Source organism: Streptomyces sp. NPDC085932, assembly GCF_044540525.1.
GTDB classification, from domain to species: Bacteria; Actinomycetota; Actinomycetes; order Streptomycetales; family Streptomycetaceae; genus Streptomyces; species Streptomyces levis.
Window position 1 is genome coordinate 105,984 of the sequence record NZ_JBITSJ010000004.1, and the last position, 24,842, is coordinate 130,825.

At 72.3% G+C, this 24,842-nt stretch carries 19 protein-coding genes; 3 read left to right on the plus strand and 16 right to left on the minus strand.

Going from position 1 to position 24,842, the window contains the following annotated elements; translation table 11 throughout:
• Window positions 1-36 precede the first annotated feature (36 nt).
• The 7 genes from topA to bldG all read right to left on the minus strand — a co-directional run bounded on the left by topA (window position 37) and on the right by bldG (window position 9,720).
• On the minus strand, window positions 37-2,883 hold the full coding sequence (topA, locus tag ACIGAQ_RS20760) for a type I DNA topoisomerase (protein ID WP_399784818.1): 2,847 nt from the start codon (window positions 2,881-2,883) through the stop codon (window positions 37-39).
• Between the two features lie 246 nt (window positions 2,884-3,129).
• Complete coding sequence (locus tag ACIGAQ_RS20765; RefSeq protein WP_311677933.1) at window positions 3,130-3,327, minus strand: hypothetical protein; 198 nt, start codon at window positions 3,325-3,327, stop codon at window positions 3,130-3,132.
• A 292-nt stretch (window positions 3,328-3,619) separates the two neighbouring features.
• A complete protein-coding gene (locus ACIGAQ_RS20770) occupies window positions 3,620-5,149 on the minus strand; it encodes a methyltransferase (protein ID WP_399784821.1) in 1,530 nt (509 codons plus the stop codon).
• A gap of 203 nt (window positions 5,150-5,352) precedes the next feature.
• A complete protein-coding gene (locus ACIGAQ_RS20775) occupies window positions 5,353-5,943 on the minus strand; it encodes a small secreted protein (protein ID WP_311677937.1) in 591 nt (196 codons plus the stop codon).
• Between the two features lie 193 nt (window positions 5,944-6,136).
• Complete coding sequence (locus ACIGAQ_RS20780; RefSeq protein ID WP_311677939.1) at window positions 6,137-8,542, minus strand: sodium-translocating pyrophosphatase; 2,406 nt, start codon at window positions 8,540-8,542, stop codon at window positions 6,137-6,139.
• A gap of 274 nt (window positions 8,543-8,816) precedes the next feature.
• Window positions 8,817-9,245 (minus strand): ATP-binding protein, encoded by a 429-nt coding sequence (locus ACIGAQ_RS20785; RefSeq protein ID WP_311677940.1) that lies wholly within the window; start codon window positions 9,243-9,245, stop codon window positions 8,817-8,819.
• Window positions 9,246-9,378: 133 nt separating this feature from the next.
• A complete protein-coding gene (bldG, locus tag ACIGAQ_RS20790) occupies window positions 9,379-9,720 on the minus strand; it encodes an anti-sigma factor antagonist BldG (RefSeq protein ID WP_003991900.1) in 342 nt (113 codons plus the stop codon).
• A gap of 79 nt (window positions 9,721-9,799) precedes the next feature.
• Here bldG and ACIGAQ_RS20795 point away from each other — a divergent pair, with 79 nt between their 5' ends.
• Entirely contained in the window at window positions 9,800-12,373 is a 2,574-nt protein-coding gene (locus ACIGAQ_RS20795) for a DEAD/DEAH box helicase (RefSeq protein WP_399784826.1), read from the plus strand.
• A gap of 91 nt (window positions 12,374-12,464) precedes the next feature.
• On the opposite strand, the gene ACIGAQ_RS20800 is transcribed toward ACIGAQ_RS20795, so the two are convergent.
• The 7 genes from ACIGAQ_RS20800 to ssd form a co-directional block, all read right to left on the minus strand.
• Window positions 12,465-12,866: an Rv3654c family TadE-like protein gene (locus ACIGAQ_RS20800; RefSeq protein WP_399784829.1), complete on the minus strand. Its 402-nt coding sequence runs from the start codon at window positions 12,864-12,866 to the stop codon at window positions 12,465-12,467.
• Window positions 12,863-13,222, minus strand: coding sequence for a TadE family type IV pilus minor pilin (locus ACIGAQ_RS20805; protein WP_399784832.1), 360 nt, complete (start codon window positions 13,220-13,222; stop codon window positions 12,863-12,865). The genes ACIGAQ_RS20800 and ACIGAQ_RS20805 overlap by 4 nt, the downstream gene beginning before the upstream one ends.
• On the minus strand, window positions 13,209-13,418 hold the full coding sequence (locus ACIGAQ_RS20810) for a DUF4244 domain-containing protein (RefSeq protein WP_399784835.1): 210 nt from the start codon (window positions 13,416-13,418) through the stop codon (window positions 13,209-13,211). Before ACIGAQ_RS20810 ends, ACIGAQ_RS20805 begins: the two co-directional genes overlap by 14 nt.
• A 169-nt stretch (window positions 13,419-13,587) precedes the next feature.
• On the minus strand, window positions 13,588-14,382 hold the full coding sequence (locus ACIGAQ_RS20815; protein WP_399784838.1) for a type II secretion system F family protein: 795 nt from the start codon (window positions 14,380-14,382) through the stop codon (window positions 13,588-13,590).
• Window positions 14,379-15,254 (minus strand): type II secretion system F family protein, encoded by an 876-nt coding sequence (locus ACIGAQ_RS20820; RefSeq protein ID WP_399784841.1) that lies wholly within the window; start codon window positions 15,252-15,254, stop codon window positions 14,379-14,381. The genes ACIGAQ_RS20815 and ACIGAQ_RS20820 overlap by 4 nt, the downstream gene beginning before the upstream one ends.
• Entirely contained in the window at window positions 15,238-16,458 is a 1,221-nt protein-coding gene (locus ACIGAQ_RS20825) for a TadA family conjugal transfer-associated ATPase (protein WP_399784844.1), read from the minus strand. The genes ACIGAQ_RS20820 and ACIGAQ_RS20825 overlap by 17 nt, the downstream gene beginning before the upstream one ends.
• A complete protein-coding gene (ssd, locus tag ACIGAQ_RS20830; RefSeq protein ID WP_311677950.1) occupies window positions 16,455-17,567 on the minus strand; it encodes a septum site-determining protein Ssd in 1,113 nt (370 codons plus the stop codon). The genes ACIGAQ_RS20825 and ssd overlap by 4 nt, the downstream gene beginning before the upstream one ends.
• 575 nt (window positions 17,568-18,142) lie before the next feature.
• Between ssd and ACIGAQ_RS20835 the strand changes: the two genes are divergently transcribed.
• Entirely contained in the window at window positions 18,143-18,976 is an 834-nt protein-coding gene (locus tag ACIGAQ_RS20835) for an HAD family hydrolase (protein WP_311677951.1), read from the plus strand.
• A gap of 345 nt (window positions 18,977-19,321) precedes the next feature.
• Here ACIGAQ_RS20835 and ACIGAQ_RS20840 read toward each other — a convergent pair whose 3' ends face one another.
• The gene (locus tag ACIGAQ_RS20840) at window positions 19,322-20,146 is read right to left on the minus strand and encodes an oxidoreductase (RefSeq protein WP_399784849.1); all 825 of its coding nucleotides are present in this window, start codon (window positions 20,144-20,146) and stop codon (window positions 19,322-19,324) included.
• A 232-nt stretch (window positions 20,147-20,378) separates the two neighbouring features.
• A complete protein-coding gene (locus tag ACIGAQ_RS20845; RefSeq protein ID WP_399784852.1) occupies window positions 20,379-21,644 on the minus strand; it encodes a hypothetical protein in 1,266 nt (421 codons plus the stop codon).
• 295 nt (window positions 21,645-21,939) lie between these two features.
• Here ACIGAQ_RS20845 and ACIGAQ_RS20850 point away from each other — a divergent pair, with 295 nt between their 5' ends.
• Window positions 21,940-24,303 (plus strand): SulP family inorganic anion transporter, encoded by a 2,364-nt coding sequence (locus ACIGAQ_RS20850; protein WP_399784855.1) that lies wholly within the window; start codon window positions 21,940-21,942, stop codon window positions 24,301-24,303.
• Window positions 24,304-24,842 lie beyond the last annotated feature (539 nt).

The following is a 24,842-nucleotide window of genomic DNA, read 5'->3' on the forward strand; positions in this document are numbered from 1 at the left end:
CTGGGCCTCGGGGGCCGGTCCGGGGCGCGAACGGCCTCAGTCCTCGGCCGGCTCGGCGGCGGTCGCCGTCTTGGCGGCCGTCTTCTTCGCCGTCGTGGCCTTCTTCGCGGTCGTGGTCTTCTTCGCCGCGGTCTTCTTGGCCGTCGTCGTCTTCTTCGCGGTCGTGGTCTTCTTCGCCGGGGCCTTCTTGGCTGTCTTCTTCGCCGGACCCTTGGCGCGCTTCTCGGCGAGCAGCTCGAAGCCGCGCTCCGGGGTGATCGTCTCGACGCTGTCGCCGGAGCGCAGGGTCGCGTTGGTCTCCCCGTCGGTGACGTACGGGCCGAAGCGGCCGTCCTTGACCACGACCGGCTTCTCGCTGACCGGGTCCGTGCCCAGCTCCTTCAGCGGCGGCTTGGCCGCGGCCCGGCCACGCTGCTTGGGCTGGGCGTAGATCGCCAGCGCCTCCTCCAGCGTGATGGTGAAGAGCTGGTCCTCCGACTGGAGCGAGCGCGAGTCCGTCCCCTTCTTCAGGTACGGGCCGTAGCGGCCGTTCTGCGCGGTGATCTCCTGGCCCTCGGCGTCCGTGCCGACCACGCGGGGCAGCGACATCAGCTTGAGGGCGTCGTCGAGGGTGACGGTGTCCAGGGACATCGACTTGAACAGGGACGCCGTGCGCGGCTTGACCGCGTTCTTGCCCGTCTTCGGGGTGCCCTCGGGGAGGATCTCCGTCACGTACGGGCCGTAGCGGCCGTCCTTGGCGACGATCGTGTGGCCGGTGGCCGGGTCGGTGCCCAGCTCGAAGTCGCCGCTGGGCTTGGCCAGCAGTTCCTCGGCCAGTTCCACGGACAGCTCGTCCGGGGCGAGGTCGTCCGGGATGTCGGCGCGCTGGTGCTGCTCGGTGTCCTTCTCGCCGCGCTCGATGTAGGGGCCGTAGCGCCCGACGCGCAGCACGATGTCGTTGCCCACGGGGAACGAGGACACCTCTCGGGCGTCGATCGCGCCCAGGTCGGTGACCAGTTCCTTGAGGCCGCCGAGGTGGTCCCCGTCGCCGTTGCCCGCGTCGGCGGCGGCGCCGCCGGCCCCCGCGGCGAAGCCGCTGTCGGGCGCTGTCTCGCCGAAGTAGAACCGCTTCAGCCACGGCACGGACTGGGCCTCGCCGCGGGCGATGCGGTCGAGGTCGTCCTCCATCTTGGCCGTGAAGTCGTAGTCGACGAGCCGCCCGAAGTGCTTCTCCAGGAGGTTGACCACGGCGAAGGACAGGAAGGACGGCACCAGGGCCGTGCCCTTCTTGAACACGTAGCCGCGGTCCAGGATCGTGCCGATGATCGACGCGTACGTCGACGGGCGGCCGATCTCGCGCTCTTCCAGCTCCTTGACCAGGGAGGCCTCGGTGTAGCGGGCCGGGGGCTTGGTGGCGTGCCCGTCGACCGTGATCTCCTCGGCGCTCAGCGGGTCGCCCTCGGCGACCTGGGGCAGGCGGCGCTCGCGGTCGTCCAGCTCGGCGTTCGGGTCGTCGGCGCCCTCGACGTAGGCCTTGAGGAAGCCGTGGAAGGTGATCGTCTTGCCGGACGCGCTGAACTCGACGTCCCGGCCGTCGGAGGCGGTGCCGCCGATCTTGACCGTGACGCTGTTGCCGGTCGCGTCCTTCATCTGGGAGGCGACGGTCCGCTTCCAGATCAGCTCGTACAGCTTGAACTGGTCGCCCGTCAGTCCGGTCTCGGCGGGAGTGCGGAAACGATCACCCGAGGGGCGGATCGCCTCGTGGGCCTCCTGCGCGTTCTTGACCTTCCCGGCGTACGTCCTCGGCTGCGGCGGCAGGTAGTCGGCGCCGTACAGCTGCGTGACCTGGGCGCGGGCGGCGGCGACCGCCGTGTCGCTCAGGGTCGTGGAGTCCGTACGCATGTACGTGATGTAGCCGTTCTCGTACAGCTTCTGCGCGATCTGCATCGTGGCCTTCGCGCCGAAGCCGAGCTTGCGGCTGGCCTCCTGCTGCAGCGTCGTCGTACGGAACGGGGCGTACGGCGAGCGGCGGTAGGGCTTGGACTCGACCGAGCGGACGGCGAACCGGGTCTGCTCCAGGGCGGCGGCCAGGGCGCGGGCGTTCGCCTCGTCGAGGTGGAGGGTGTTCGCGCTCTTCAGTTGTCCCAGGGAGTCGAAGTCGCGGCCCTGCGCGACCCGCCTGCCGTCGACGGTCTGCAGGCGCGCGACCAGCGACGACGGGTCCGACGAGTCTCCGGCGCGACCGGTCGCGAAGGTGCCCGTCAGGTCCCAGTACTCAGCCGAACGAAAGGCGATGCGGTCGCGTTCCCGCTCCACCACGAGACGGGTGGCGACCGACTGGACACGGCCGGCGGACAGCCGCGGCATGACCTTCTTCCACAGGACCGGCGAGACCTCGTAGCCGTAGAGGCGGTCGAGGATGCGGCGGGTCTCCTGGGCGTCGACGAGCTTCTGGTTGAGCTGGCGGGGGTTGGCCACGGCGGCCTGGATCGCGGCCTTGGTGATCTCGTGGAAGACCATCCGCTTGACCGGGACCTTGGGCTTGAGCACCTCCTGCAGGTGCCAGGCGATGGCCTCGCCCTCGCGGTCCTCATCGGTGGCGAGGAAGAGCTCGTCGGATTCCTTCAGCAGGTCCTTGAGCTTCTTGACCTGCGCCTTCTTGTCGGCGTTGACCACATAGATCGGCGCGAAGTCATGGTCGACATCCACACCGAGGCGGCGGACCTCGCCGGTGTACTTCTCGGGCACCTCGGCGGCGCCGTTGGGAAGGTCGCGGATGTGCCCGACGCTCGCCTCGACGATGTAGCCGGGGCCGAGATAGCCCTTGATCGTCTTCGCCTTGGCAGGCGACTCGACGATGACGAGTCGGCGGCCGCCCTTCGCGGTCTCGCTGGTCGGGGACAACTTCGCTCTTCTCTCCGGTCGACGCTGGGGCCTCCCCGGAGTCGCTCACCGGGGCTGGGTACGTGCTGACGCTGCGGAGTGTGACGGTACATCCCGCCCCCGTGTCAAACGGGAAAAGCCCGCAACGGCCACTCGAACGGTAACCCGACTACCACCGTTCCTGCCGCCCGGAGTGCCGGGACCCGGCCCGGCCCCGTGCGGAGCGCGACCCCCCGGTCACGCGCCGGCGTCTCACCGGAGCGGGTCTCACAGGCGGGTGAAGCACCACGTTCCGACCGCGAGGGCGAGCACCGCGACGACGCTCGCCACGGTCGCCGACGTCGCCGGCCGCACGCCCTGGGCGACCGGCAGCTGCCGGCGCACGCGCGTCACGGTCCAGGCCAGCAGCCCCCCTCCGAACAGGGAGAACACCGTTCCCGCGAAGATCGCCGGTTCGCTCTCCATGGCTCGCCGCGCCCCTTTTCCCCTGTCCGAACGGTCCCAGCCACGGGAGGCTGACACGCGTGGGCTGCGGGGAGGCGAACCCGAGGTGAACGCCAGGACGACAGGGTTGCGGAGCGGGGACGTCCGGCCCTCCACCACCTGTTCCGGGCGAGGTGTCCAAATCGACTCGAATTTGTTGGCGGGCCTCCGTGGCGGGGGCGAGGGAAACCGGTTCTCCGGACCGGACGGCTTCCCTCGGCCCTCCCCTCAGTCCTTCAGCCCGTCACACCCCACTCGGCCCTGGGCATTCCTCTCAGCGCACCGGCACCAGGAACCCCTGCTCCACCAGCAGCCGGATCTGGGCCGGGGTGCGGTCGCGCAGCACGACCGGGTCCTCGCCGAGCAGCTGGGCGATGGCGTCGAGGATGCGGCCCGCGCTCATCGTGCCGTCGCACACGCCGGCGAAGCCCGCGCCGACCGTGTCGACCCGGGTCGCCCGGCGCATGCCGCGGTTCTGGCGCAGCACGAGGTGCTCGGGGTCCTCCGCGCCGGGCAGCCCGACCTGCTCCTGCACGACCTCGTCGGCCAGCCGGAAGTGTCCCTCCAGCAGGGCGGCGTCGTCGTGCTCCCGCAGGTGGTCGAGCCGGTCGAAGTGGTCGCGGATGGTGTCGCCGAGCGGCTGCTCCACCGGATGCGGCCACTCCTCCACCGTCAGCGACGGCACGGCGGCGCCCGTCTTGCGCAGGGTGATCCAGCCGAAGCCGACGGCCTTCACCTTGCGCGCCTCGAACTCGTCGAGCCACGCGTCGTACCGCGCCTGGTACTCCGCCGCGTCCTCGCGGTGATCGCCCGCGTCCCGCAGCCACAGCTCGGCGTACTGATTGACGTCCTGCACCTCGCGCTGCACGATCCACGCGTCGCAGCCCCGGGGCACCCATGACCTGAGCCTGTCCTGCCAGTCCTCCCCTTCCACGTGCTGCCAGTTGGCGAGGAACTGCGCGAACCCGCCCTCGTTCAGCCGCTCCCCCGCCTCCTGAACGAGCGTGCGGCACAGATCGTCCCCGCCCATCCCGCCGTCGCGGTAGGTGAGCCGGGCTCCGGGCGAGATCACGAACGGCGGGTTGGAGACGATCAGGTCGTACGTCTCGTCGGCGCGCACCGGCTCGAAGAGGGAGCCCTCGCGCAGATCGGCGGCCGGGGCGCCGGACAGCGCCAGCGTGAGAGCGGTGATGTGCAGCGCGCGCGGGTTGAGGTCGGTCGCGGTCACCCGCGTGGCGTGCCGGGCGGCGTGCAGGGCCTGGATGCCGGAGCCGGTGCCCAGGTCGAGCGCGGCGGCGACGGGCGTACGGACGGTGATGCCGGCGAGGGTCGTGGAGGCGCCGCCGACTCCCAGGACGACGCCCTCGTCACGACGGCCGATCCCGCCGGCCCCGCCGACCGCGCAGCCCAGGTCCGACACGATGAACCAGTCCTCGCCACCGGGTCCGCCGTAGGGCCGGACGTCCACCGTGGCGGAGATCTCGTCCGCGCCGGTGCGGGCGAGCCAGCCGCTCTCCAGGCACGCCTCGACGGGCAGGACGTCCGCCACGCGCGCGTGCGGTACGGGCTGCTGCAGCAGGAACAGCCGGACGAGCACCTCCAGGGGCGTGTCCCCGCGGGTGGCCCGGAGCGCGGGCACGGTCTCGCTCCGGGCGAGCGCCGCGTACGCGGGGGCGCCGAGCAGTTCGAGCAGTCCGTCGGCGGTGAAGGAGGCCTCGAGCAGGGCGTCCCGGAGCCGGGCGGCGACCTCGGGGCGGTCGGAGGCGGGCAGCGGGGGCAGGGGTGACTGGCTGGCGTTACTCACGCCCCCATTGTGGCGGCCGGGGGCGTGCTCGCACGTGCTCGTGCACCTGCCCGCGCCGAGGCCCGGCCGGCCGACCGGCGTGGGTACGGCCGAGGCCCGGCCGACCGGCGTGGGCACGCCCGAGGCCCGGCCGACCGGCGTGGATACGGCCGAGGCCCCCCCTCACGGCGTGAGGCGGGACCTCGTTCGGCCGCTCGGCCGGCTCAGCTCTGCGTCGCGCCCGCCGAGGCCGTGGCCGCCTTGCAGCTCGACTGCCGGGCCATCGCCTGGCCGACCTCGCCCTCCTCCAGGTTCCGCAGGGCGTCGTTGCCGCTCTTGCTCAGCTTGTCGAGCTCGGTGGCGATGTCCTTGAGGCCGTCGGCGAACTTGCCCTGGTCCTTGGTGTCGAGCCCGTCGACCTGCTTCTTCAGGGAGGCGTAGGACGCGGAGATCGAGTTGAGCTCCTTGACCGCGTCCTGCTGCTTCTTCTCACCGTTCTCGACGTCCGGCGCCCCGGCCTTGTTCACCGCGTTCCCGATCGCCTTGTAGGCGTCGGACATGTCCTGGAAGGCCTGCGCGTCGGTCTTCTGGACGTCCTCCGGCGTGCTGTTGTCGGAGGTCTCCTTCTGGATCGCGGCATTGGCCGACTCGATCTTCTTCGCCTGCGGCTGCACGGCGTCGCAGACCTGCTTGGCCCAGGAGTCCAGCTTCTCGTTGCCGTCGTCGCCTCCGCAGCCCGACAGCGCCAGTACCAGTACCGCACCGCCGGACAGTGCGGCCGCGAGCTTCTTGTTCACCGGTTTGGTCCCTTCCATGGCTCTCGGCCCCGGAACTTACACGCCAGATGCACGGCAACCGCACGTCGAACGTCTATTAAGACCGTTTTGTAACCTTTTGCACCAAGAGAGAGAAGGCTCACGCGTGATCGTGTACCCAGACGGAGCGGGCGGGCGACGCGCCAACGCGCACCGCCCGCCCGCACCTTGAGCTGGGGCTCCTCGGACCTCCCTACGAAACCACCGCCGGATCGGCCGACTTGGGCTTCGGCTCTGCGTTGCCTTCGTCACCCATGGCGATTCCGCGCCGCTTTGACACGTACACCGCCCCGGCGATCACCAGGAACGAGAGGACCGCGATCAGGATCCGCACCCCCACGCTCTTGTCCGGGCCGTAGGAGAACTTGATCACCGCGGGCGCGATGAGCAGCGCGACCAGGTTCATGACCTTCAGCAGCGGGTTGATCGCGGGGCCGGCGGTGTCCTTGAACGGGTCGCCGACGGTGTCGCCGATCACGGTCGCCGCGTGCGCCTCGCTGCCCTTGCCGCCGTGGTGGCCGTCCTCGACGAGCTTCTTGGCGTTGTCCCAGGCGCCACCGGAGTTGGCGAGGAACACCGCCATCAGCGTGCCCGCGCCGATCGCGCCCGCCAGGAACGCGCCGAGCGCTCCGACGCCGAGCGTGAACCCGATGAAGATGGGCGCCATCACGGCCAGCAGCCCCGGGGTGGCCAGCTCGCGGAGGGCATCCCTGGTGCAGATGTCGACGACCTTGCCGTACTCCGGTTTCTCGCTGTAGTCCATGATCCCGGGCCTCTCGCGGAACTGCCGCCGCACCTCGAAGACCACGGAACCCGCCGACCGCGACACGGCGTTGATCGCCAGCCCCGAGAAGAGGAAGACGACCGCCGCGCCCGCGACGAGACCCACGAGGTTGTTGGGCTGCGAGATGTCCATCATCAGGCTCATGGGCGCGCCCTCGCCGCTGAGCTTCTCGCCCACGTCCCGCGCGCCGGTGATGATCGCGTCGCGGTACGACCCGAACAGCGCCGCCGCCGCGAGCACGGCCGTGGCGATCGCGATGCCCTTGGTGATCGCCTTGGTGGTGTTGCCCACCGCGTCCAGGTTGGTGAGCACCTGCGCGCCCGCGCCCTCGACGTCGCCGGACATCTCCGCGATGCCCTGCGCGTTGTCGGAGACCGGCCCGAAGGTGTCCATCGCGACGATCACACCGACCGTGGTGAGCAGGCCGGTGCCGGCCAGCGCCACCGCGAACAGCGCCAGCATGATCGACGTACCACCGAGCAGGAACGCGCCGTACACGCCCAGTCCGATCAACAGGGCGGTGTAGACGGCCGATTCGAGACCGACGGAGATACCGGCGAGGACGACGGTGGCCGGGCCGGTCAGCGAGGTCTTGCCGATGTCCCGGACCGGCCGGCGCGTGGTCTCCGTGAAGTAGCCGGTCAGTTGCTGGATCAGGGCGGCCAGCACGATGCCGATGGCCACAGCGACGAGCGCGAGGATCCGCGGGTCGCCGTCCTTGCCCTGGATCGCGGCGTCGGTGACGCCGTCCAGCTCCGAGTACTTCCCCGGCAGGTAGACGAAGACGGCCACCGCCACCAGCACGAGGGAGATCACCGCGGAGATGAAGAACCCGCGGTTGATCGCGCTCATGCCGCTGCGGTCCGAGCGCCGCGGCGCCACCGCGAAGATGCCGATCATCGCCGTGACCACGCCGATGGCCGGCACCAGCAGCGGGAAGCCGAGCCCCGCGTCGCCGAAGGCCGCCGAGCCCAGGATCAACGCGGCCACCAGCGTCACGGCGTAGGACTCGAAGAGGTCGGCCGCCATGCCCGCGCAGTCGCCGACGTTGTCGCCCACGTTGTCGGCGATGGTCGCGGCATTGCGCGGATCGTCCTCCGGAATGCCCTGCTCGACCTTGCCGACCAGGTCGGCGCCGACGTCGGCGGCCTTGGTGAAGATGCCGCCGCCGACCCTCATGAACATCGCGATCAGCGCGGCACCGAGGCCGAAACCCTCCAGCACCTTCGGCGCGTCGGCCGCGTACACCAGCACCACGCAGGCCGCGCCCAGCAGGCCGAGGCCCACCGTGAACATGCCGACCACGCCGCCCGTGCGAAATGCGATCTTCATCGCTTTGTGCGAGACGGCGGTCAGATCCTTTTCCGGTTCCCCGGCCGCCGGAGTGGCCTCGCGCGCCGCCGCGGCGACCCGCACATTGCTGCGCACGGCGAGCCACATGCCGATATAGCCGGTGGCCGCCGAGAACGCCGCTCCGATCAGGAAGAACACCGACCGTCCGGCCCGCTGATTCCAGTCGTCCGCGGGCAGCAGCATGAGCAGGAAGAACACGACCACGGCGAATACGCCGAGCGTGCGCAGCTGGCGTGCCAGATAGGCGTTGGCGCCTTCCTGGACCGCGGCCGCGATCTTCTTCATGCTGTCGGTGCCCTCACCGGCCGCGAGGACCTGGCGCACCAGGACGCCCGCGACCGCTAGTGCCGCCAGTGCCACGACCGCGATGACCACGACGAGGACGCGGTTGCCATCGGTCAGTACGGCGGCTGCGAGATCTGTGGGATGGCCCGACTGTTGTGAGAGAGAAAGCCCCGCCATTCGTCCTCCTTGACGCTTGGGCTGAGCTCAAGATGTGGACGGGATTGTAGGTACCGGAACCTGATCAAAACAGAGCGCGATAAACGGAATTGGCCTGCTGAAGTAATGCCCTGAAAGCATTCTGGTGCGACCGCGGAGCACGCGAATGATCGTGAACGAATTCACGCGATGAACGGCACAGGAACTACTGTAAAGGCGAGCACTGACACCCGCACATGACGAAGGGCCCCACGGGTGGGGCCCTTCGGGTGGAACGGTGTGCGCGGTGGCCGGTTCAGACCAGGATCGTCGGCGGAGGCGTGGTCGGCCACGTCATCTTGATCGATCCGCCGTGCTCGCCCGCGCTGACCTCCACGTCGTCGACGAGGCCGCTGATGACCGCGAGGCCCATCTCGTCCTCCTCGGCCTCCGTGTCGGGATCGCCCGCGCCGCCACGTTCACCGGGCACCGCGTGCGGGGCTTCGTCGCCGACCTCGATGGAGAACTGCTTCTCCTCCTCGATCAGCAGCACCTTCACCGGTGCGGAGATCCCGCCCAGCTGGTGCAGTCCGACGGCCCGGGTGCAGGCCTCGCCGACAGCGAGCCTGACCTCGTCGAGGACGGCCTCGTCCACTCCGGCCCTGCGCGCCACCGCCGCCGCCACCAGCCGGGCGGTCCTGACATGCTCGGGCAGCGCGCTGAAGCGGAGCTCAACGGTGGCCATGCATCCCCCTCGCAACTACGGGCGTGCTGTCGAGGGGCTCCGGGCCGCCGAAAGCCCGGGCCCCCTCGGTCTTCACTACTGCCGAACTCGTGCCGCACCTCGGCCGGCCCGGGCGCGGGGCCCGGGACCGGTCTCAGTCGGTGGCCGCAACCGCTTCCTCGACCGAGGTGTGAATCGGGAACACCTTGGTGAGGCCGGTGATGCGGAAGATCTTCAGAATGCGCTCCTGGTTGCAGACCAGGCGCAGGGAGCCCTCATGGGCTCGCACACGCTTCAGGCCGCCGACCAGTACGCCGAGCCCGGTGGAGTCGAGGAAGTCCACGCCCTCCATGTCGACGACAAGGTGGAAACTGCCGTCGTTCACCAGCTCGACCAACTGCTCGCGCAGCTTGGGCGCGGTATATACGTCGATTTCGCCACCGACCCTGACGATCGTGCGATCGCCCATGGTCTCGGTCGACAGGGACAGGTCCACGGATCCTCCAGCACCTTGCTATCGAGCGGTCGCCCTTCGGGCATCTCGGCTTCAGCCCTTGGACGCTTCGCCAGCCGCGATGGCATTCAATCACTTACCGGCAGGCGTGCACGACGCCTTGGCTCCATTGTCCGTCACGCCAGTGACACACTCGGTGCCGATGGCCAAGAATCACCGATCCGATCGAACCCCGACGGACCCCGCCTCCCGGCCCGCGCCGGGCGCGGTCCTGGACCGGCTCGCGTCCGGTCCGAGCAGGGCTTCGCGCATTACTCATACGGAGCACTTGCCCCCGCGTGCGGGTCGCCATGCCGTCTGGCCGGACCGGATCCGCGCCGAGGTCGTCTCGGCCGTGCAGGCCGCCGGAATCGAACACCCCTGGGCCCACCAGGCGCGCGCGGCGGAGCACGCCCTCGACGGCGACTCGGTCGTCGTCGCCACCGGGACGGCCTCAGGCAAGTCCCTGGCCTACCTCGTGCCCGTCCTGTCCGCACTCCTGGACGGCGCCGAGGCCCCGAACGGCCGCGGCGCGACCACCCTCTACCTCGCTCCCACCAAGGCCCTTGCGGCGGACCAGTGCCGCTCGGTGAAGGAACTTTCACATCCTTTGGGCCATTCGGTGCGCCCCGCCGTGTACGACGGCGACACTCCGTTCGAGGAACGCGAATGGATCCGCCAGTACGCCAACTACGTGCTGACCAACCCGGACATGCTGCACCGCGGCATCCTGCCGTCCCACCCCCGCTGGTCCTCCTTCCTGAAGTCGCTGAGGTACGTCGTCATCGACGAGTGCCACACCTACCGCGGCGTCTTCGGCTCCCACGTCGCGCAGGTGCTGCGCCGCCTGCGCCGCCTGTGCGCCCGCTACGGCGCCTCTCCCGTGTTCCTGCTCGCCTCCGCCACCGCCGCCGAGCCGGCGGTGGCCGCCCGCCGCCTCACCGGCCTGCCGGTCGTGGAGGTCGCCGACGACGCCTCCCCGCGCGGTGAACTGGTGTTCGCGCTCTGGGAGCCGCCCCTGACCGACCTGCACGGCGAGAAGGGCGCTCCCGTCCGCCGCACGGCCACCGCCGAGGCCGCCGACCTGCTGACCGACCTCGCCGTGCAGGGCGTGCGCTCGGTCGCCTTCGTCCGCTCCCGGCGCGGCGCGGAGCTCATCGCCGTCATCTCCCAGGAGCGGCTGGCCGAGGTCGACCGGTCGCTGGCCCGGCGTGTCGCGGCGTACCGGGGCGGCTATCTCCCGGAGGAACGCCGTGCGCTCGAACGCGCCCTCCATTCGGGTGAACTGCTGGGCCTCGCCGCGACGAACGCCCTCGAACTCGGCATCGACATCTCCGGCCTCGACGCGGTCGTCATCGCCGGCTACCCGGGCACCCGCGCCTCCCTGTGGCAGCAGGCCGGCCGGGCCGGGCGGTCCGGGCAGGGCGCCCTGGCCGTCCTGGTCGCCCGCGACGACCCCCTGGACACCTTCCTCGTCCACCACCCCGAGGCCCTCTTCGACCAGCCCGTCGAGTCGACGGTCCTCGACCCGGACAACCCCTACGTGCTCGCCCCGCACCTGTGCGCCGCCGCCGCCGAGCTGCCCCTGACGGACGAGGACCTCGACCTGTTCGGTCCGGCGAGCGAGGGCCTGCTGCCCCAGCTGGAGGCGGCGAAGCTGCTGCGCCGCCGCACCCGGGCCTGGCACTGGACGCGCCGCGAGCGCGCCGCCGACCTGACCGACATCCGCGGAGAGGGCGGGCGCCCGGTCCAGGTCGTGGAGTCCGGCACGGGCCGCCTGCTCGGCACGGTCGACGCGGGCGCCGCGCACTCGACGGTGCACGAGGGGGCGGTCCACCTCCACCAGGGCCGCACCTACCTCGTGCGGTCACTGGACCTCGACGACTCCGTCGCGCTCGTCGAAGAGGCCTCCCCGCCCTACTCCACCGTCGCCCGCGACACGACGTCCATCTCCGTCCTGGAGACCGACGTCGAGATCCCCTGGGGCGACGGCCGTCTGTGCTACGGATCCGTCGAGGTCACCAACCAGGTCGTCTCCTTCCTGCGCCGCCGGCTCATGACCGGTGAGGTCCTGGGCGAGACCAAGCTCGACCTCCCTCCCCGTACGCTGCGCACCCGTGCCGTGTGGTGGACCGTCACCGAGGACCAACTGGACCGGGCCCGGATCGGCCCGGAGATCCTCGGCGGCTCCCTGCACGCCGCCGAGCACGCCTCCATCGGCCTGCTGCCCCTCTTCGCGACCTGCGACCGCTGGGACATCGGCGGCGTGTCGATCCCGCTCCACCCCGACACGCTCCTGCCCACGGTCTTCGTCTACGACGGCCATCCCGGCGGCGCGGGCTTCGCGGAGCGCGCCTTCCACACCGCCCGAAGCTGGCTGACCGCCACCCGCCAGGCCATCGCCTCCTGCGAGTGCGACGCAGGCTGCCCGTCCTGCATCCAGTCCCCCAAGTGCGGCAACGGCAACGACCCACTGCACAAGAGGGGGGCGGTCCGCCTCCTGACGGTGCTGTTGGAGGGGGCACCGGAGGAGAAGCAGCCGACCGAGGAGGGAGCGGGGCAGCCGACCGAGGAGAGGCCGGGGCAGCCGACGGGAAAGCGAGGGGGGGCGGCAGTGCATCCGCTGGACATCACGGCCGAGCAGCCACCGGAGTGACGGCGAAGCGGCCGACGCAGTGATAGCGGAGCAGCCGCCGGAGTGAGGGCGAAGCGGCCGCCGGAGGTGGCGGCCGAGCAGCCACCCTCGGTCAAGGGGGAGGGTCCGTCCGGCGACCGGGGCCCGCAGCCGGGAGACCCGGAGGCGCCGTCGGAGGACCCGCTCTCGCCCTGACCTCCGCCGTGAACGGCCCTCGCCCCGAGGCCGCTGTCACGTCCGAGATCTCCCCGGTGACCTCGCACCGCACCAGCCGCACGCCCTGGGCCCGGGCCACCCGGCCGGCTCGGGCGCAGGCCGCCGTACCGCCTTCCGCCCAGTGGTCCGCCGCCGCCAGCGCCGCGAGGTCCGCTCCGCCCGCCGCCCGGTGCCGGACCACGACGGCCTGCCCCAGCGCCAGGACGACACCGAACACCACGCACAGGACGGCGATCGCCCCCACACTCCACACGGTGGCGGACCCCTGGTCCGGGGAGGCGCGCGACGGACGTCTCATGTGCCCACCGCCTCCTCCACCGCCGCCACGGCCTCCTCGCGCACCGCGAACGACAGCCCGCGCAGCACCGGCGGCTCGGCCACGACGACCACCCGCACATGCTCCGCGTCCCGGCTGACCGTCACCTTCGCGCCGGGCGGTGCGGCCTCCCGGGCCAGCCGCACCACCGCGCGGGGCGGGTCCTGCCGGGCTGCCGCACGCGCACCGGTCCGGGCCGCGTCGACGCACTGGATCTGCGCGGCCACGACCAGCAGCGCCCACACCAGTGCCATCGCGAACATCACCAGCACGGGCAGCACCACGGCCGACTCCGCCGTCACGAACCCCCGGTCCCCTCGCCGCTCACATCCGCGCATTGAGGGCTTCCTTCACGATGCTCTGCAGCTCCGCACTGACCGCCCCGCTCGTGACGACCTTGTAGAGCACCACCGCGAACGCCACGGCCGCCACGATGCCCGTCGCGTACTCCGAGGTGACCATCCCCGCGTCCCGCCGCGCCGCACGCATCCCGCACACCAGGGCACGCAGCCGTACCCGCACCATCTGAACCATCTCAACCCCCGTGGGAAAGAGTCCGAACCTCTGTCGGACGCCGCTTACTTGCTTCCGTCGCTTGCTTGTTCCGGCGCTTGCTTGTTCCGGTGCTTGCTTGTTCCGTCGATTGCTTTGCTTGTTTCTTCGCTGGCTTGTTTCTTCGCTCGCTGACGTCTTCGCCGCGCGTCTAGCCACCACCTCCTCCCAGCACCCCGCCCGCGAGCCCGATCACCACGGGCAGCACTCCGACCGCGATGAACGCCGGCAGGAAGCACAGCCCGACCGGTGCGCTGACCATGACGCCCGCCCGGCGGGCCCTGGCCGTCGCGGCCCGGCCCCAGTCGGCACGGGCCTCGGCGGCGAGCCGGGCGACCGGTACGGCAGCGGGCAACCCGGACACGTCGGCCCGTTCGAGCAGTCGCGCCAGCCCTCCGGCTCCCGGCAGACCGGCCAGCCGCCGCCAGGCCGCCCCTGGTTCGCCGCCCAGCCGTACCTCCGCCGCGCCCCGGGCCAGGGCGTCACCCACCGGCCCGCCCAGGGCCTCACCGACGGCCTGTGCCGCGACGACCGGGCCGGCGCCCGCCGCGATGCAGGCGGCCAGCAGGTCGGCCGCGAGGGGCAGTTGGCGTGCGGCCTCGGTGAGGTCGGGTCCGCCCGGGTCCGCCCGGGCCGCCGTCTCCTGCCGCAGCCGCCAGCGCCATGTCCCCACTGCACCGGCCACACCCACGGCGGCACCGGTGAGCCCACCGACCAGCGCCCACCCGGCGCAGCCCACGCCCACGGGGACCAGCCAGGTGCGTGCTGCCCGGCGCAGGGCCGGACGCCGGACCGGGGCGGCGTCCGCTTCGCGAGCGGACAGCTCCGCCAGGCGCCGCCGCATCCTGCGCCGGCGCCGGGCCTCCATCGCCCACCGCGCGCACCACCCGAGGCAGAGGGTGATCCCCAACGCCACCCCCAGCCTGTGGACAACTTCCCCGCTCATACAGCGGCCTCCGCCCCTCGCACGATCCGCAGCACCCACCACACCCCCAGGGCCTCCAGCGCGCCTCCGGCGACCAGACAGGCCAGGCCCGCCGGGGTGTGCAGCAGGACGTGGAGGGGCTCGGCCCCCAGGGCGGTGCCGATGAGGAGGCCCAGGACCGGCAGGCCGGCCAGCATCACCGCCGTGGCCCGGGCACCCGCCAACTGCGCCCTCAGGTCGGCACGTTGATCCCGTTCGGCGCGCAGCGCCGTGGCCAGCCGGTCGAGTCCGGCCGCGAGCCCGGCGCCCTGGTCCACGGCCACCCGCCAGCACGCCGCGAGCCCTCGCAGCCCTTCGGCGCCCGGTTGCCGTGCCGCCGTCGCGAGCGCCTCGGGCACGTCACCGCCGAAGCGCGCCGCCGCCAGGACCGTCGCCTGCGCATCCGCCAGACCGCCGCAGTCCCGCGCGGCCCGCAGCAGCGCCTCACCCGGCTGGCGTCCGGCCCGTACCTCCCCGGCCAGCGCGCCGCACAGCGTGATCACCGCGTCGGCCCGCGACTCCCGGTCCCGCCGCGCCCGGCCGGACAGCCGGGCCCTGCGCAGCAGCGGCACCCCGGCCGCTCCCAGCACGATCGGCAGTACCGACGCCCCGAGCACCGCAAGGACCAGCCCGGCCACCGGTGACCACCATTCGGCCGGCAGCCGCCCACGGACCTGGCTCAGTGCCTGGGCCGTCCAGCTCCGTCCGAGCCGTGGCTCGCTCCCTACCGTTCCACCACCGGCCAGCAGCAGGCGCGCCCGCCGCGCCGCCGAGTCCCGCTCGTCCAGCAGCCACACCGCGGCTCCCGCGCACGCCACGGCCGCGCCCAGGGACATCTCAGTCGCCCCCGTCATGACCCGCCCCCCTCGTCCCGTCCTCGCACAGCCCGCTCCCCTCGCCTCGGAGCAGCCCCCGCAGCCGCTCCCAGCCCCGCTCCCGCACGAAGGCCGCCTCTCCCCACCGCAGCGCCGGCACCGTCCGCACCAGGCCCGAGGGATCCCGCTCCAGCACGTGCACCTCGGCGATCCGGCGGCGCCCGGCCCGGTCGCGCACCAGGTGCAGCACCACGGAGAGGGCGGCCGCCACCTGGCTGTGCAGCGCGGCCCGGTCGAGCCCGGCGGCCGTGCCGAGCGCCTCCAGCCGGGCCGGCACCTGGGCGGCGGCATTGGCGTGCACCGTCCCGCAGCCGCCCTCGTGGCCGGTGTTCAACGCGGCCAGCAGATGCACCACTTCGGGTCCGCGCACCTCGCCCACGACCAGCCGGTCGGGCCGCATCCGCAGCGCCTGCCGCACCAGGTCCTCCAGGGTGACCAGGCCCGCGCCCTCCTGGTTGGCGGGTCTGGTCTCCAGCCGCACGACGTGCGGATGATCCGGCCGCAGTTCCGCCGAGTCCTCGGCGAGGACGATCCGCTCGTCCGGCCCGGCGAGTCCCAGCAGGGCGCTGAGGAGAGTCGTCTTGCCGGTGCCCGTACCGCCGCTGACCAGGAAGGACAGCCGTGCGTCGAGCAGGGCGCGCAGCACGCGGTCACCGCCCGGCGGCACCGTGCCCGCCGCGACCAGCTCGCCCAGCGTGAAGGCACGCGGCCGTACGACCCGCAGCGCCAGACAGGCGCAGTCCACCGCCACCGGGGGCAGCACCGCGTGCAGGCGGGTCCCGTCGGGCAGCCGGGCGTCGACCCATGGGCGGGCGTCGTCCAGGCGGCGGCCGGCCACGGCGGCCAGACGCTGGGCGAGCCGCCGTACGGCCGCCGCGTCGGCGAACCGCACCGGCGTCAGTTCCAGGCCGCCGCCGCGGTCGACCCAGACCCGGTCCGGGCCCGACACCAGCACGTCGGTCACCGACGGATCGGCCAGCAGCGGTTCCAGCGGCCCGCTGCCGACCAGCTCGGACCGCAGCCGCGCGGCGGTCCCCAGCACCTCGGCGTCCCCGAGCACCCGCCCCTGTTCCCGCAGGGCCTGCGCCACGCGCGCGGGGGTGGGCTCGGCACCGCTCTCGGCCAGCCACCGCCGCACCCCGTCGAGCAGCTCCACGCCCTCCGGCCCGGCCAGGGTGTTCATGCCGCACCCGCCTCGACGAGCGCCCGCTCCCAGAAGTCCTTGCAGAACCGGGCGAGCGCTCCACGCGGCCGGGCACCCGGCGGTGCCGTGCCCCCGTCCGGGCGCAGCAGCTCCGGTTCCAGCGGAACCTCGCCGACCAGGGGCAGTCCGAGCAGCCGGGCCACCTCACGGTCGTCGAGCCCGGGCGAAGAGGGTCCGCGCACCGCCACCCGCAGATCGCGCAGGACCATGCCGACGGCGGACGCCACCCGTCCGGCGGCCGCGACGGCCCGCAGCTCGGCGGGCACCACCAGCACACCGACGTCGAGCTGGGCGAGCACCTCGGCGACGCCGTCGTCGACGCGGCGCGGCAGGTCGACCACGACGGTGCCGCCCCGGCGTCGGGCCGCCGCCAGCACCGCGCGCACCGCCTGCGGTGGCACGGCGATCCGGTCGCCGCGGTCCCAGCTGAGCACCCGCAGCGAGTGCAGCTCGGGCAGCGACTCCTCCAGGGCGCCTCCGCCGACCCGGCCGCGTGAGGAGGCGAACGCCGGCCAGCGCAGCCCCTCGGCCGTCTCTCCGCCGAGGAGTACGTCGAGTCCGCCACCCAGCGGATCGGCGTCCACGAGAAGGGTGCGCAGTCCCTCCCGCGCGGAGGTGACGGCGAGAGCGCACGCGAGCGTGGACGCTCCGGCGCCGCCCCGGCCGCCGATCACCCCCACGGTGAGGGCGGGCCGGCCGACGCCCTCCGCCACGTCGGCGATGCGGTCGACCAGCCACTGCTCGCCGTCGGGCAGCATCAGGACGTGCTCGGCGCCGATCTCGACGGCCCGGCGCCACACCCCCGAGTCGTCCTGGTCCCGCCCGACCAGGACGACGCCCCGGCGGCGCGCCGCCCCGCGGACCCGGCGCGCGGCGTCGTCGCCCACGAGAACCAGCGGTGCGGCCTCCCAGCCGCCTCTGTGCTCGGGCACCCCGTGATGCACCTCGGGTGTCGCCCCCGCCGCCGCGCACAGGCGCAGCAGGTCGTCGAGGAGTTCGGCGTCCTCGGTGACGATCAGCGGTCCGCCCGGCCGCCCTCCGGCGGCCGGCGGCGGATCGTGTGTGACGGTTCCGGCCACGGTGTCCATCCCCCTTCGCTGCTCGACTCGCGCGACCCCTGCGGTCCCGCGATTCCCAAACGTGGGAGAACCGGCGAGACGGCCTCCCTTTGACCGGCCGACAGAAACCGGCCAAACGCCGCCCGGCAATCGGAACCGGCCGTGAACGGGCCCCGAGCGGGATGCGTCGGAATCACGGTGCAGCGATCCCGGAAATCGTGTGGATCTTGGTGGAAAACTGTGGACGCCCCGAGGGTTGTGAATATCGCCGTCACCCAAACCGGTGAGGCCCCGGGAGGGTCTGTGCGAAGCCCACAGAGCAGTCCGATCGCTACACAGAGTGACGGATCATGGGCAGAAGAAAGGGGCGGCCGCAGCCGCCCCGAGCGCGGCGCTCGAGCCGCGAGAAGAGGGGGAAAACCCATCCGGACATGCGACGACCCCCGCCGGGGGGGAGAGCGGGGGTCGTCCCCACGGCCGACTCGGGGGGGGAGGAGTCGGGCCGGGTTAGCACGGTCGCGAACGATCCGTGACTTCCATGGTGTACCCGAGAGCCCTCTCAGGCAAACCCACGCGCCCCACCTTACGCCGAATGGGCTGCCCCTATGCTCAAGGGCGTGGAAAACCACTCCTTGCCCCGCACAGCGGCCTTCTTTGACCTGGACAAGACGGTCATTGCGAAGTCGAGCACGCTCACCTTCAGCAAGTCGTTCTACCAAGGCGGTCTGATCAACCGCAGGGCCGTCTTGCGGACCGCGTACTCCCAGTTCGTCTTCCTGGCCGGCGGCGCCGACCACGAACAGATGGAGCGCATGCGCACCTACCTGTCCGCGCTGTGCCGCGGCTGGAACGTGCAGCAGGTCAAGGAGATCGTGGCCGAGACCCTGCACGATCTGATCGACCCGATCATCTACGACGAGGCCGCCTCCCTCATCGAGGAGCACCACACCGCGGGCCGCGACGTCGTGATCGTGTCCACCTCGGGTGCGGAGGTCGTCGAGCCGATCGGCGAGCTGCTCGGCGCGGACCGGGTGGTGGCGACCCGCATGGTCGTGGGCGACGACGGCTGCTTCACCGGCGAGGTGGAGTACTACGCGTACGGCCCCACGAAGGCCGAGGCCATCAGGGAGCTGGCGGCTTCCGAGGGCTACGACCTCAGCCGCTGCTACGCCTACAGCGACTCGGCGACCGACGTACCCATGCTGGAGTCCGTCGGCCACCCGCACGCCGTGAACCCGGACCGCACGCTGCGCCGCGAGGCCCTCGCGCGCGGCTGGCCGATCCTGGACTTCCACCGTCCGGTCCGGCTCAAGCAGCGCCTCCCCGCGTTCTCGGTGCCACCCCGCCCGGCCCTCGTCGCGGCCGCCGCGATAGGGGCCGCCGCGGCCACCGCCGGACTGGTCTGGTACGCCAGCCGGCGCCGCGCCACGGTCGCCTGACCCGCCCTGCCTCCGGCGACGGCGCCGTGTCCTGTTTGAGGCTAAAAGTAAAGAAGTGCGGTCCGGGCTTCCGCTTGTCCGGGGGCAGGAGTACAAAGGACTCAACGGCCCGCGAGACCAAGGACATCCGAGAGGATCACCTTCACAACGCATTTGGCCCCACGGACCGAGCATGAACACCGGGCACCCACGCGACGTCGACCCGTCGATTACGGGCCAGCCGCACCAGGTGACGGGCGAAGTTCCCGGCCTGATGGGCATATCTCGAGGACGCTTGGTAACCCGGTGCTCATGCCAGCGGCGGTACGAGTTCTCGTACCGCCGCATCTCCGTTCCGGGTGAGGTTCAGGCCGCTCCCCGCTGGAGCGCCTCGCACACCGCCGTCGACTCGCGCGCCCCCAGCTCGATCGCCCTGCCGCAGTGGGCGATCCATGCGGCCATGCCCTCCGGGGTGCCGGAGACGTACCCGCCGAGGGCCTGAAGGTAGGCCTCGCGGCCCAGCTCGGCGTAGCCGACCTCGGCCGGGCAGACCGACTTCGGGTCCAGGCCGCTGCCGACCAGGACGATGCGTTCGGCGGTGCGCGCGATGAGGCCGTTGTGAGACGTGAAGGGGCGCAGGGCGAGGAGCTCGCCGTGCACGACGGCGGCCGTGACCAGCGCCGGTGCGGAGCCGCCCGCGATGATCAGCTCCGCCAGCCCGTCCAGCCGGCCGTGCGCCTCGGCCGCGCTCGGCAGCGGCAGGGAGACCAGCGGCTCGTCGACCGGCTCGCCCTCCTGCCGGGGCCGTCCCACCTGGTCGGCCTGGTCGGCGGCCGCCACCAGGTGCAGCCGGGCCAGCACCCGCAGGGGCGACTGCCGCCAGATCGACAGCAACTGCCCCGCCTCCGCGGCGAGCCGCAGCGCGGCGCCCACGGTGCGCGCCTCGTCGTCGCCGCTGAAGTCCGTGCGCCGCCGCACCTCCTCCAGAGCCCAGTCCGCGCCGGACAGCGCGGCCGAGCCGCGGGCGCCGCGCAGGGCGGCCTCGGAGGTGATCGCGTTGCTGCGGCGCCGCATGATCCGGTGCCCGTAGACCCGGTCCACGGCCTTGCGCACGGATTCCACGGAATCGGCCACTCCGGGCAGCGCCCCCAGGGCCGCGAGGGGATCGGCGGTCGCGCCTGCTGTACTCATGAGTACGACCCTACGCACCCGAAGGCCCCGCCCCGCGGCGGAGTGGCCTTCTTCACGCGCGCGTGCGGGCACCGACCGCCCGCGTACTACGGGCCCGCCCGCAGAACGATGGCCCGCCCGGCAGGACGAGGCCCGCGCCCGGCACCACCACGCACACGCTCCCAGGACGACGACAGGCCCGTGCCCGGCATGACCACGCGTGCGTGCCGGGCACGGCGGTCCTCCCTGGGTGTCAGCCCTTCGCCGCGGGAGCGCCGGGCACGCCCTTCGGGGCCGGGGCCGGTCGCGCCGCGAGGAAGGGCGCCCAGCCCTGCTTGGGCGCCTCGCCGACCTTGAGGGTGCGCAGCTTCGCCAGCGTGGCCGGGTCCTGGGCGTCGAGCCAGTCCACGAGCTGCCGGAACGTCACGCAGCGGACCTCCTCCTTGGTGCACACCGTCTCGATGACCTCCTCGACGGCCCGCATGTAGGTGCCGCCGTTCCAGGACTCGAAGTGGTTGCCGATGATCAGGGGCGCGCGGTTGCCGTCGTAGGCCCGCTGGAAGCCCTTGAGCAGGCCGTCGCGCATCTGGTCGCCCCAGAAGTCGTGCATCGCGGGGTTGCCCTGGGTGGTGGTGCCCGACTGGTTGACCATGAAGTTGTAGTCCATGGTGAGCTGCTCGAAGGAGTGGCCGGGGAACGGCACGAGCTGCATGGACAGGTCCCACAGCCCTTGCTTGCGCTTGGGCCAGACCTGGTCGGTGACGCCGCTGGTGTCGTAGCGGAAGCCCAGGTCGCGGGCCGCCTTCATGAAGTTCCGCTGGCCTTCGAGGCAGGGAGTGCGGGCGCCGATCAGCTCCTTGTCGTAGTCGAAGGGCAGCGGCGAGGCGTTCTTCATGCCGGTGTTGGTCTTCCAGGTCTTCACGAACTGCTTGGCCTGGGCGATCTCGTCCTTCCAGTCCTTCACCGACCACTCGCCGACCCCGCCGCCGCTGCCGCAGAAGTGGCCGTTGAAGTGGGTGCCGATCTCGTTGCCCTCCAGCCACGCCAGGCGCAGCTGCTTCACGGTGGCGGCGATGCCACGGCGGTCGTTGAACCCGATGTCGGAGCGGCCCGGGGAGTGCTGGGGCGGCCGGTACAGGTCCCGCTTCTCCTCCGGCAGCAGGTACACGCCGCTCAGGAAGTAGGTCATGGTCGCGTTGTTCTCCCGGGCGACCTTCCGGAAGTGCGAGAAGAGCTTCTGGCTGTCCTCGCCGGCGCCGTCCCAGGAGAAGACGACGAACTGCGGGGGCTTCTGGCCGGGGCGCAGCCGCTCCGGGCTGGGCAGATGGGGCTGGGTGCCGGTGTAGGCGGTGGAGCCGTCTCCGATCAGCCGGACCATGCTCTTCGGGGCCTGGGCGGGCTTGGCCTTGGAGGGCTCGGGGGCGGCTTGGCGGGGGGTGCCGGTCCCGCAACCGGCGAGCGACGCGGCGCAGACCGCGGCGATCACGGAGCCCGCGGCGATCCTGTGGGTGGCGGCCATGTTCCGTCCACCTTCTTCCTTCTCTCGGGTGCCGACAGCGCCGCCAAAGTCGCACGGGACAGAGAAGGAATTAGTACGACAAGCCGATCAAATAGCCACTTCACTCTTCGGAGTGATTTATTCGCCCATTTGCCCGTAAAGTCTATGCTCGCCCTTTACTCTGCATTACGATCCGTTTACCGAGCGTTGATTTATCCCGCCGCACAAACGCCGTGACCCACGGCCGTGACCGACCCCCGCCCCCGGGCGGGACCCCGGTCACGCGACCGCGCAGCCCCGGAGGAGACGGGAAACGATGTCAGCCTGCGTCCCCACTCGTGCCGCCGACCCGAATCGGACCGAGCGCACTCATCCACCCCACAGCCCGCCGCCGACCGGCCCGCGCCGCTTCCGCATCGCGGGTGCCGACGTGTCGGCCTCGATCGCGGTCTTCCTGATCGCCCTGCCCCTGTCCCTGGGTATCGCCCTCGCCACCGGCGCCCCGCTCCAGGCCGGCCTCGTCGCCGCTGCCGTGGGCGGACTCGTCGCCGGGCGGCTCGGCGGCTCCCCGCTCCAGGTGAGCGGACCCGCCGCCGGACTCACGGTCGTCACCGCCGACCTCATCCAGCGCTACGGCTGGCGGACGACCTGCGCCATCACCGTCCTCGCCGGACTCGCCCAACTCGGGCTCGGGTGCCTGCGCGTGGCCCGCGGCGCCCTCGCCGTCAGCCCCGCCATCGTGCACGGCATGCTCGCCGGCATCGGTGTCACCATCGCCGTCGCCCAGCTGCACATCGTGCTCGGCGGCACGCCGCAGAGTTCCGTCCCGGACAACCTGCGCGCGCTGCCCGCCCAGTTGGCACAGATGCGCCCGGCGTCGGTGTCGGTCAGCGCGCTCACGCTCGCGCTGCTGCTGCTCTGGCCGAGACTGCCCGGGCGGGCCGGGCGTCTGCTGCGGAAGATCCCGGCCGCGCTCATCGCCGTCGCCGGAGCCACCGCGGCCGCCGCCCTGGCCGGTCTGCGCCTGCCCAAGGTCGACCTGCCGTCCTGGAGCAACCACGCCTTGGCGGGACTGCCCGAAGGACCTGTACTCGGCCTCATCGCCGCCGTGTTGACCACCACGCTGGTGTGCAGCGTGCAGTCCCTGCTCGGAGCGGTGGCCGTGGACAAGCTGGTGGCCGGCCGTCCGGGCCTGCCCGCCGGGGTCGGCCGCTCGGACCTCGACCGGGAACTGCTCGGGCAGGGCGCCGCCAACATCGTCTCCGGCTCGCTCGGCGGCCTGCCCATCGCCGGCGTGGCCGTGCGGACGACGGCGAACGTGAACGCGGGAGCGGTGAGCCGGAACTCCACGATGCTGCACGGCGTTCTCGTAGTGATCGCCACGCTGCTGATGGTCCCCCTCCTGGAGCTCATCCCGCTCGCCTCGCTCGCCGCCCTGGTGATGTCCGTCGGCATCCAGATGGTCTCCCTGAACCACATCCGCACGGTCACGCGCCACCGCGAGGTATGGGTCTACGCCGTCACGACCCTGGGCGTGGTGTCCCTCGGCGTCCTCCAGGGCGTCGCCCTGGGCATCGCCATGGCCGTGGCAGTCGCCCTGCACCGCCTCACCCGCACCCGCATCACCCATGAGGAGAGGGAAGGAGTCCACCACGTACACGTCAGGGGCCAGTTGACCTTCCTCGCGGTGCCGCGGCTCAGCCGGGCCCTGCATCTCGTCCCGCACGGTGCGGACACCGTCGTCGAGCTGGACGGGTCGTTCATGGACCACGCGGCGTACGAGACGCTGCAGGACTGGCAGAAGACGCACACCGCGCAGGGCGGCACCGTCGAGATCACCGGCCGGCACCCCGGCACGCGCATCTCCGAACCCTCCACCGCCGCCGACTGCCGCTGCCGGCCCTGGACGGCCTGGCGCAACCACCAGTGCGAAGGCCCGCAGTCCACGCCCCCGCCCGAGAAGAACGAGGACGGCTCGGACGGCCCCGAGCCGGACCCGGCGGGCAGCGGCCGCGGACACGAACTGGCGCGTGGCATCAGCGCCTTCCAGCGCAACACCGCGCCCCTGGTGCGCAGCGAGCTGGCCCGGCTGGCGCGTGAGGGGCAGCGGCCGTCGCAGCTCTTCCTGACCTGCGCCGACTCACGACTGGTCACCTCGATGATCACCTCCAGTGGTCCGGGCGATCTGTTCGTCGTGCGCAACGTGGGCAACCTCGTGCCGCGTCCGGGCGAGGAGAGCGGCGACGACTCGGTGGCGGCCGCGATCGAGTACGCCGTGGACGTGCTGCGCGTGCGGTCCATCACGGTGTGCGGTCACTCGGGCTGCGGCGCCATGCAGGCCCTGCTCAACTCCGAGCCGGGAGGCACCCGCACGCCCCTGGAGCGGTGGCTGCGCCACGGACGGCCGAGCGTGGAGCGCATGGCCGACGGCAGCCGGCCCTGGGGCAGCCTGGCCGGGCGGGCGCCCGAGGACCCGGTCGAGCGGCTCTGCCTGATCAACGTGGTCCAGCAGCTGGAACACCTGCGCGCCCATGACTCGGTGGCCCGGGCCCTCGAGGAGGGCACGCTGGAGCTGCACGGGATGTACTTCCACGTGGGTGAGGCCGAGTCGTACCTGCTCACCGACATCGAGGAGGGCGGCGCCTTCGACCGCGTCCGGGAGGCGGACCTGACGGCGTGAGCGGGTCGGCCCGATGTCGGCGCAGGCCGTCGCCCCGGCAGCCGGACCGCCGGTCACCGGCGTGAGCCGATCGGCCCGACAGCCCAGGCACCGGCAGCCAGGCAAGAGTTGCCGGACTGCCGGACTGCCGGGCAGCCGGACTGCCGGGCAGCCGGGCAGCCGGGCAGCCGGGCAGCCGGGCAGCCGGGCAGCCGGGCAGCCGGGCAGCCGGGCAGCCGGGCAGGGTGTGCGTACCCTCCGGGCCCAGGGCACGCACACCCTCCCCCCTCCCCGGGTCCCGCCACCGCGGCCGGGCTCCCCCGCCCCGGACCCCGCACCCAGGCCCCTCCCTCACACCCCAGCGCCCCGCGTGACCGTCGTTACATTCGCTGAACTTTCCCTGGTCGGCGTCCGTGGGTACGGGTGACCCCGGCCGCCGACGACACCGCCGGACAGGTCTAAACCAATCGGCGGTCGGCCCTTGTCATCGCACCCCCGGGTCTGATGAGCTGTGGCCTGGGACACAACGGACACCCTGGGAAAGGCAGATGCCGTGAGCA

Coding starts and splice junctions, on each gene's coding strand:
- ACIGAQ_RS20785 (WP_311677940.1), bottom strand. CDS start 9,245: ATGGCCACCGTTGAGCTCCGCTTCAGCGCGCTGCCCGAGCATGTCAGG.
- ACIGAQ_RS20800 (WP_399784829.1), bottom strand. CDS start 12,866: ATGAGACGTCCGTCGCGCGCCTCCCCGGACCAGGGGTCCGCCACCGTG.
- ACIGAQ_RS20780 (WP_311677939.1), bottom strand. CDS start 8,542: ATGGCGGGGCTTTCTCTCTCACAACAGTCGGGCCATCCCACAGATCTC.
- ACIGAQ_RS20835 (WP_311677951.1), top strand. CDS start 18,143: ATGCTCAAGGGCGTGGAAAACCACTCCTTGCCCCGCACAGCGGCCTTC.
- ACIGAQ_RS20845 (WP_399784852.1), bottom strand. CDS start 21,644: ATGGCCGCCACCCACAGGATCGCCGCGGGCTCCGTGATCGCCGCGGTC.
- ACIGAQ_RS20850 (WP_399784855.1), top strand. CDS start 21,940: ATGTCAGCCTGCGTCCCCACTCGTGCCGCCGACCCGAATCGGACCGAG.
- ssd (WP_311677950.1), bottom strand. CDS start 17,567: ATGGACACCGTGGCCGGAACCGTCACACACGATCCGCCGCCGGCCGCC.
- ACIGAQ_RS20765 (WP_311677933.1), bottom strand. CDS start 3,327: ATGGAGAGCGAACCGGCGATCTTCGCGGGAACGGTGTTCTCCCTGTTC.
- ACIGAQ_RS20805 (WP_399784832.1), bottom strand. CDS start 13,222: ATGCGCGGATGTGAGCGGCGAGGGGACCGGGGGTTCGTGACGGCGGAG.
- ACIGAQ_RS20775 (WP_311677937.1), bottom strand. CDS start 5,943: ATGGAAGGGACCAAACCGGTGAACAAGAAGCTCGCGGCCGCACTGTCC.
- ACIGAQ_RS20825 (WP_399784844.1), bottom strand. CDS start 16,458: ATGAACACCCTGGCCGGGCCGGAGGGCGTGGAGCTGCTCGACGGGGTG.
- ACIGAQ_RS20820 (WP_399784841.1), bottom strand. CDS start 15,254: ATGACGGGGGCGACTGAGATGTCCCTGGGCGCGGCCGTGGCGTGCGCG.
- ACIGAQ_RS20840 (WP_399784849.1), bottom strand. CDS start 20,146: ATGAGTACAGCAGGCGCGACCGCCGATCCCCTCGCGGCCCTGGGGGCG.
- ACIGAQ_RS20795 (WP_399784826.1), top strand. CDS start 9,800: ATGGCATTCAATCACTTACCGGCAGGCGTGCACGACGCCTTGGCTCCA.
- ACIGAQ_RS20815 (WP_399784838.1), bottom strand. CDS start 14,382: ATGAGCGGGGAAGTTGTCCACAGGCTGGGGGTGGCGTTGGGGATCACC.
- ACIGAQ_RS20810 (WP_399784835.1), bottom strand. CDS start 13,418: ATGGTTCAGATGGTGCGGGTACGGCTGCGTGCCCTGGTGTGCGGGATG.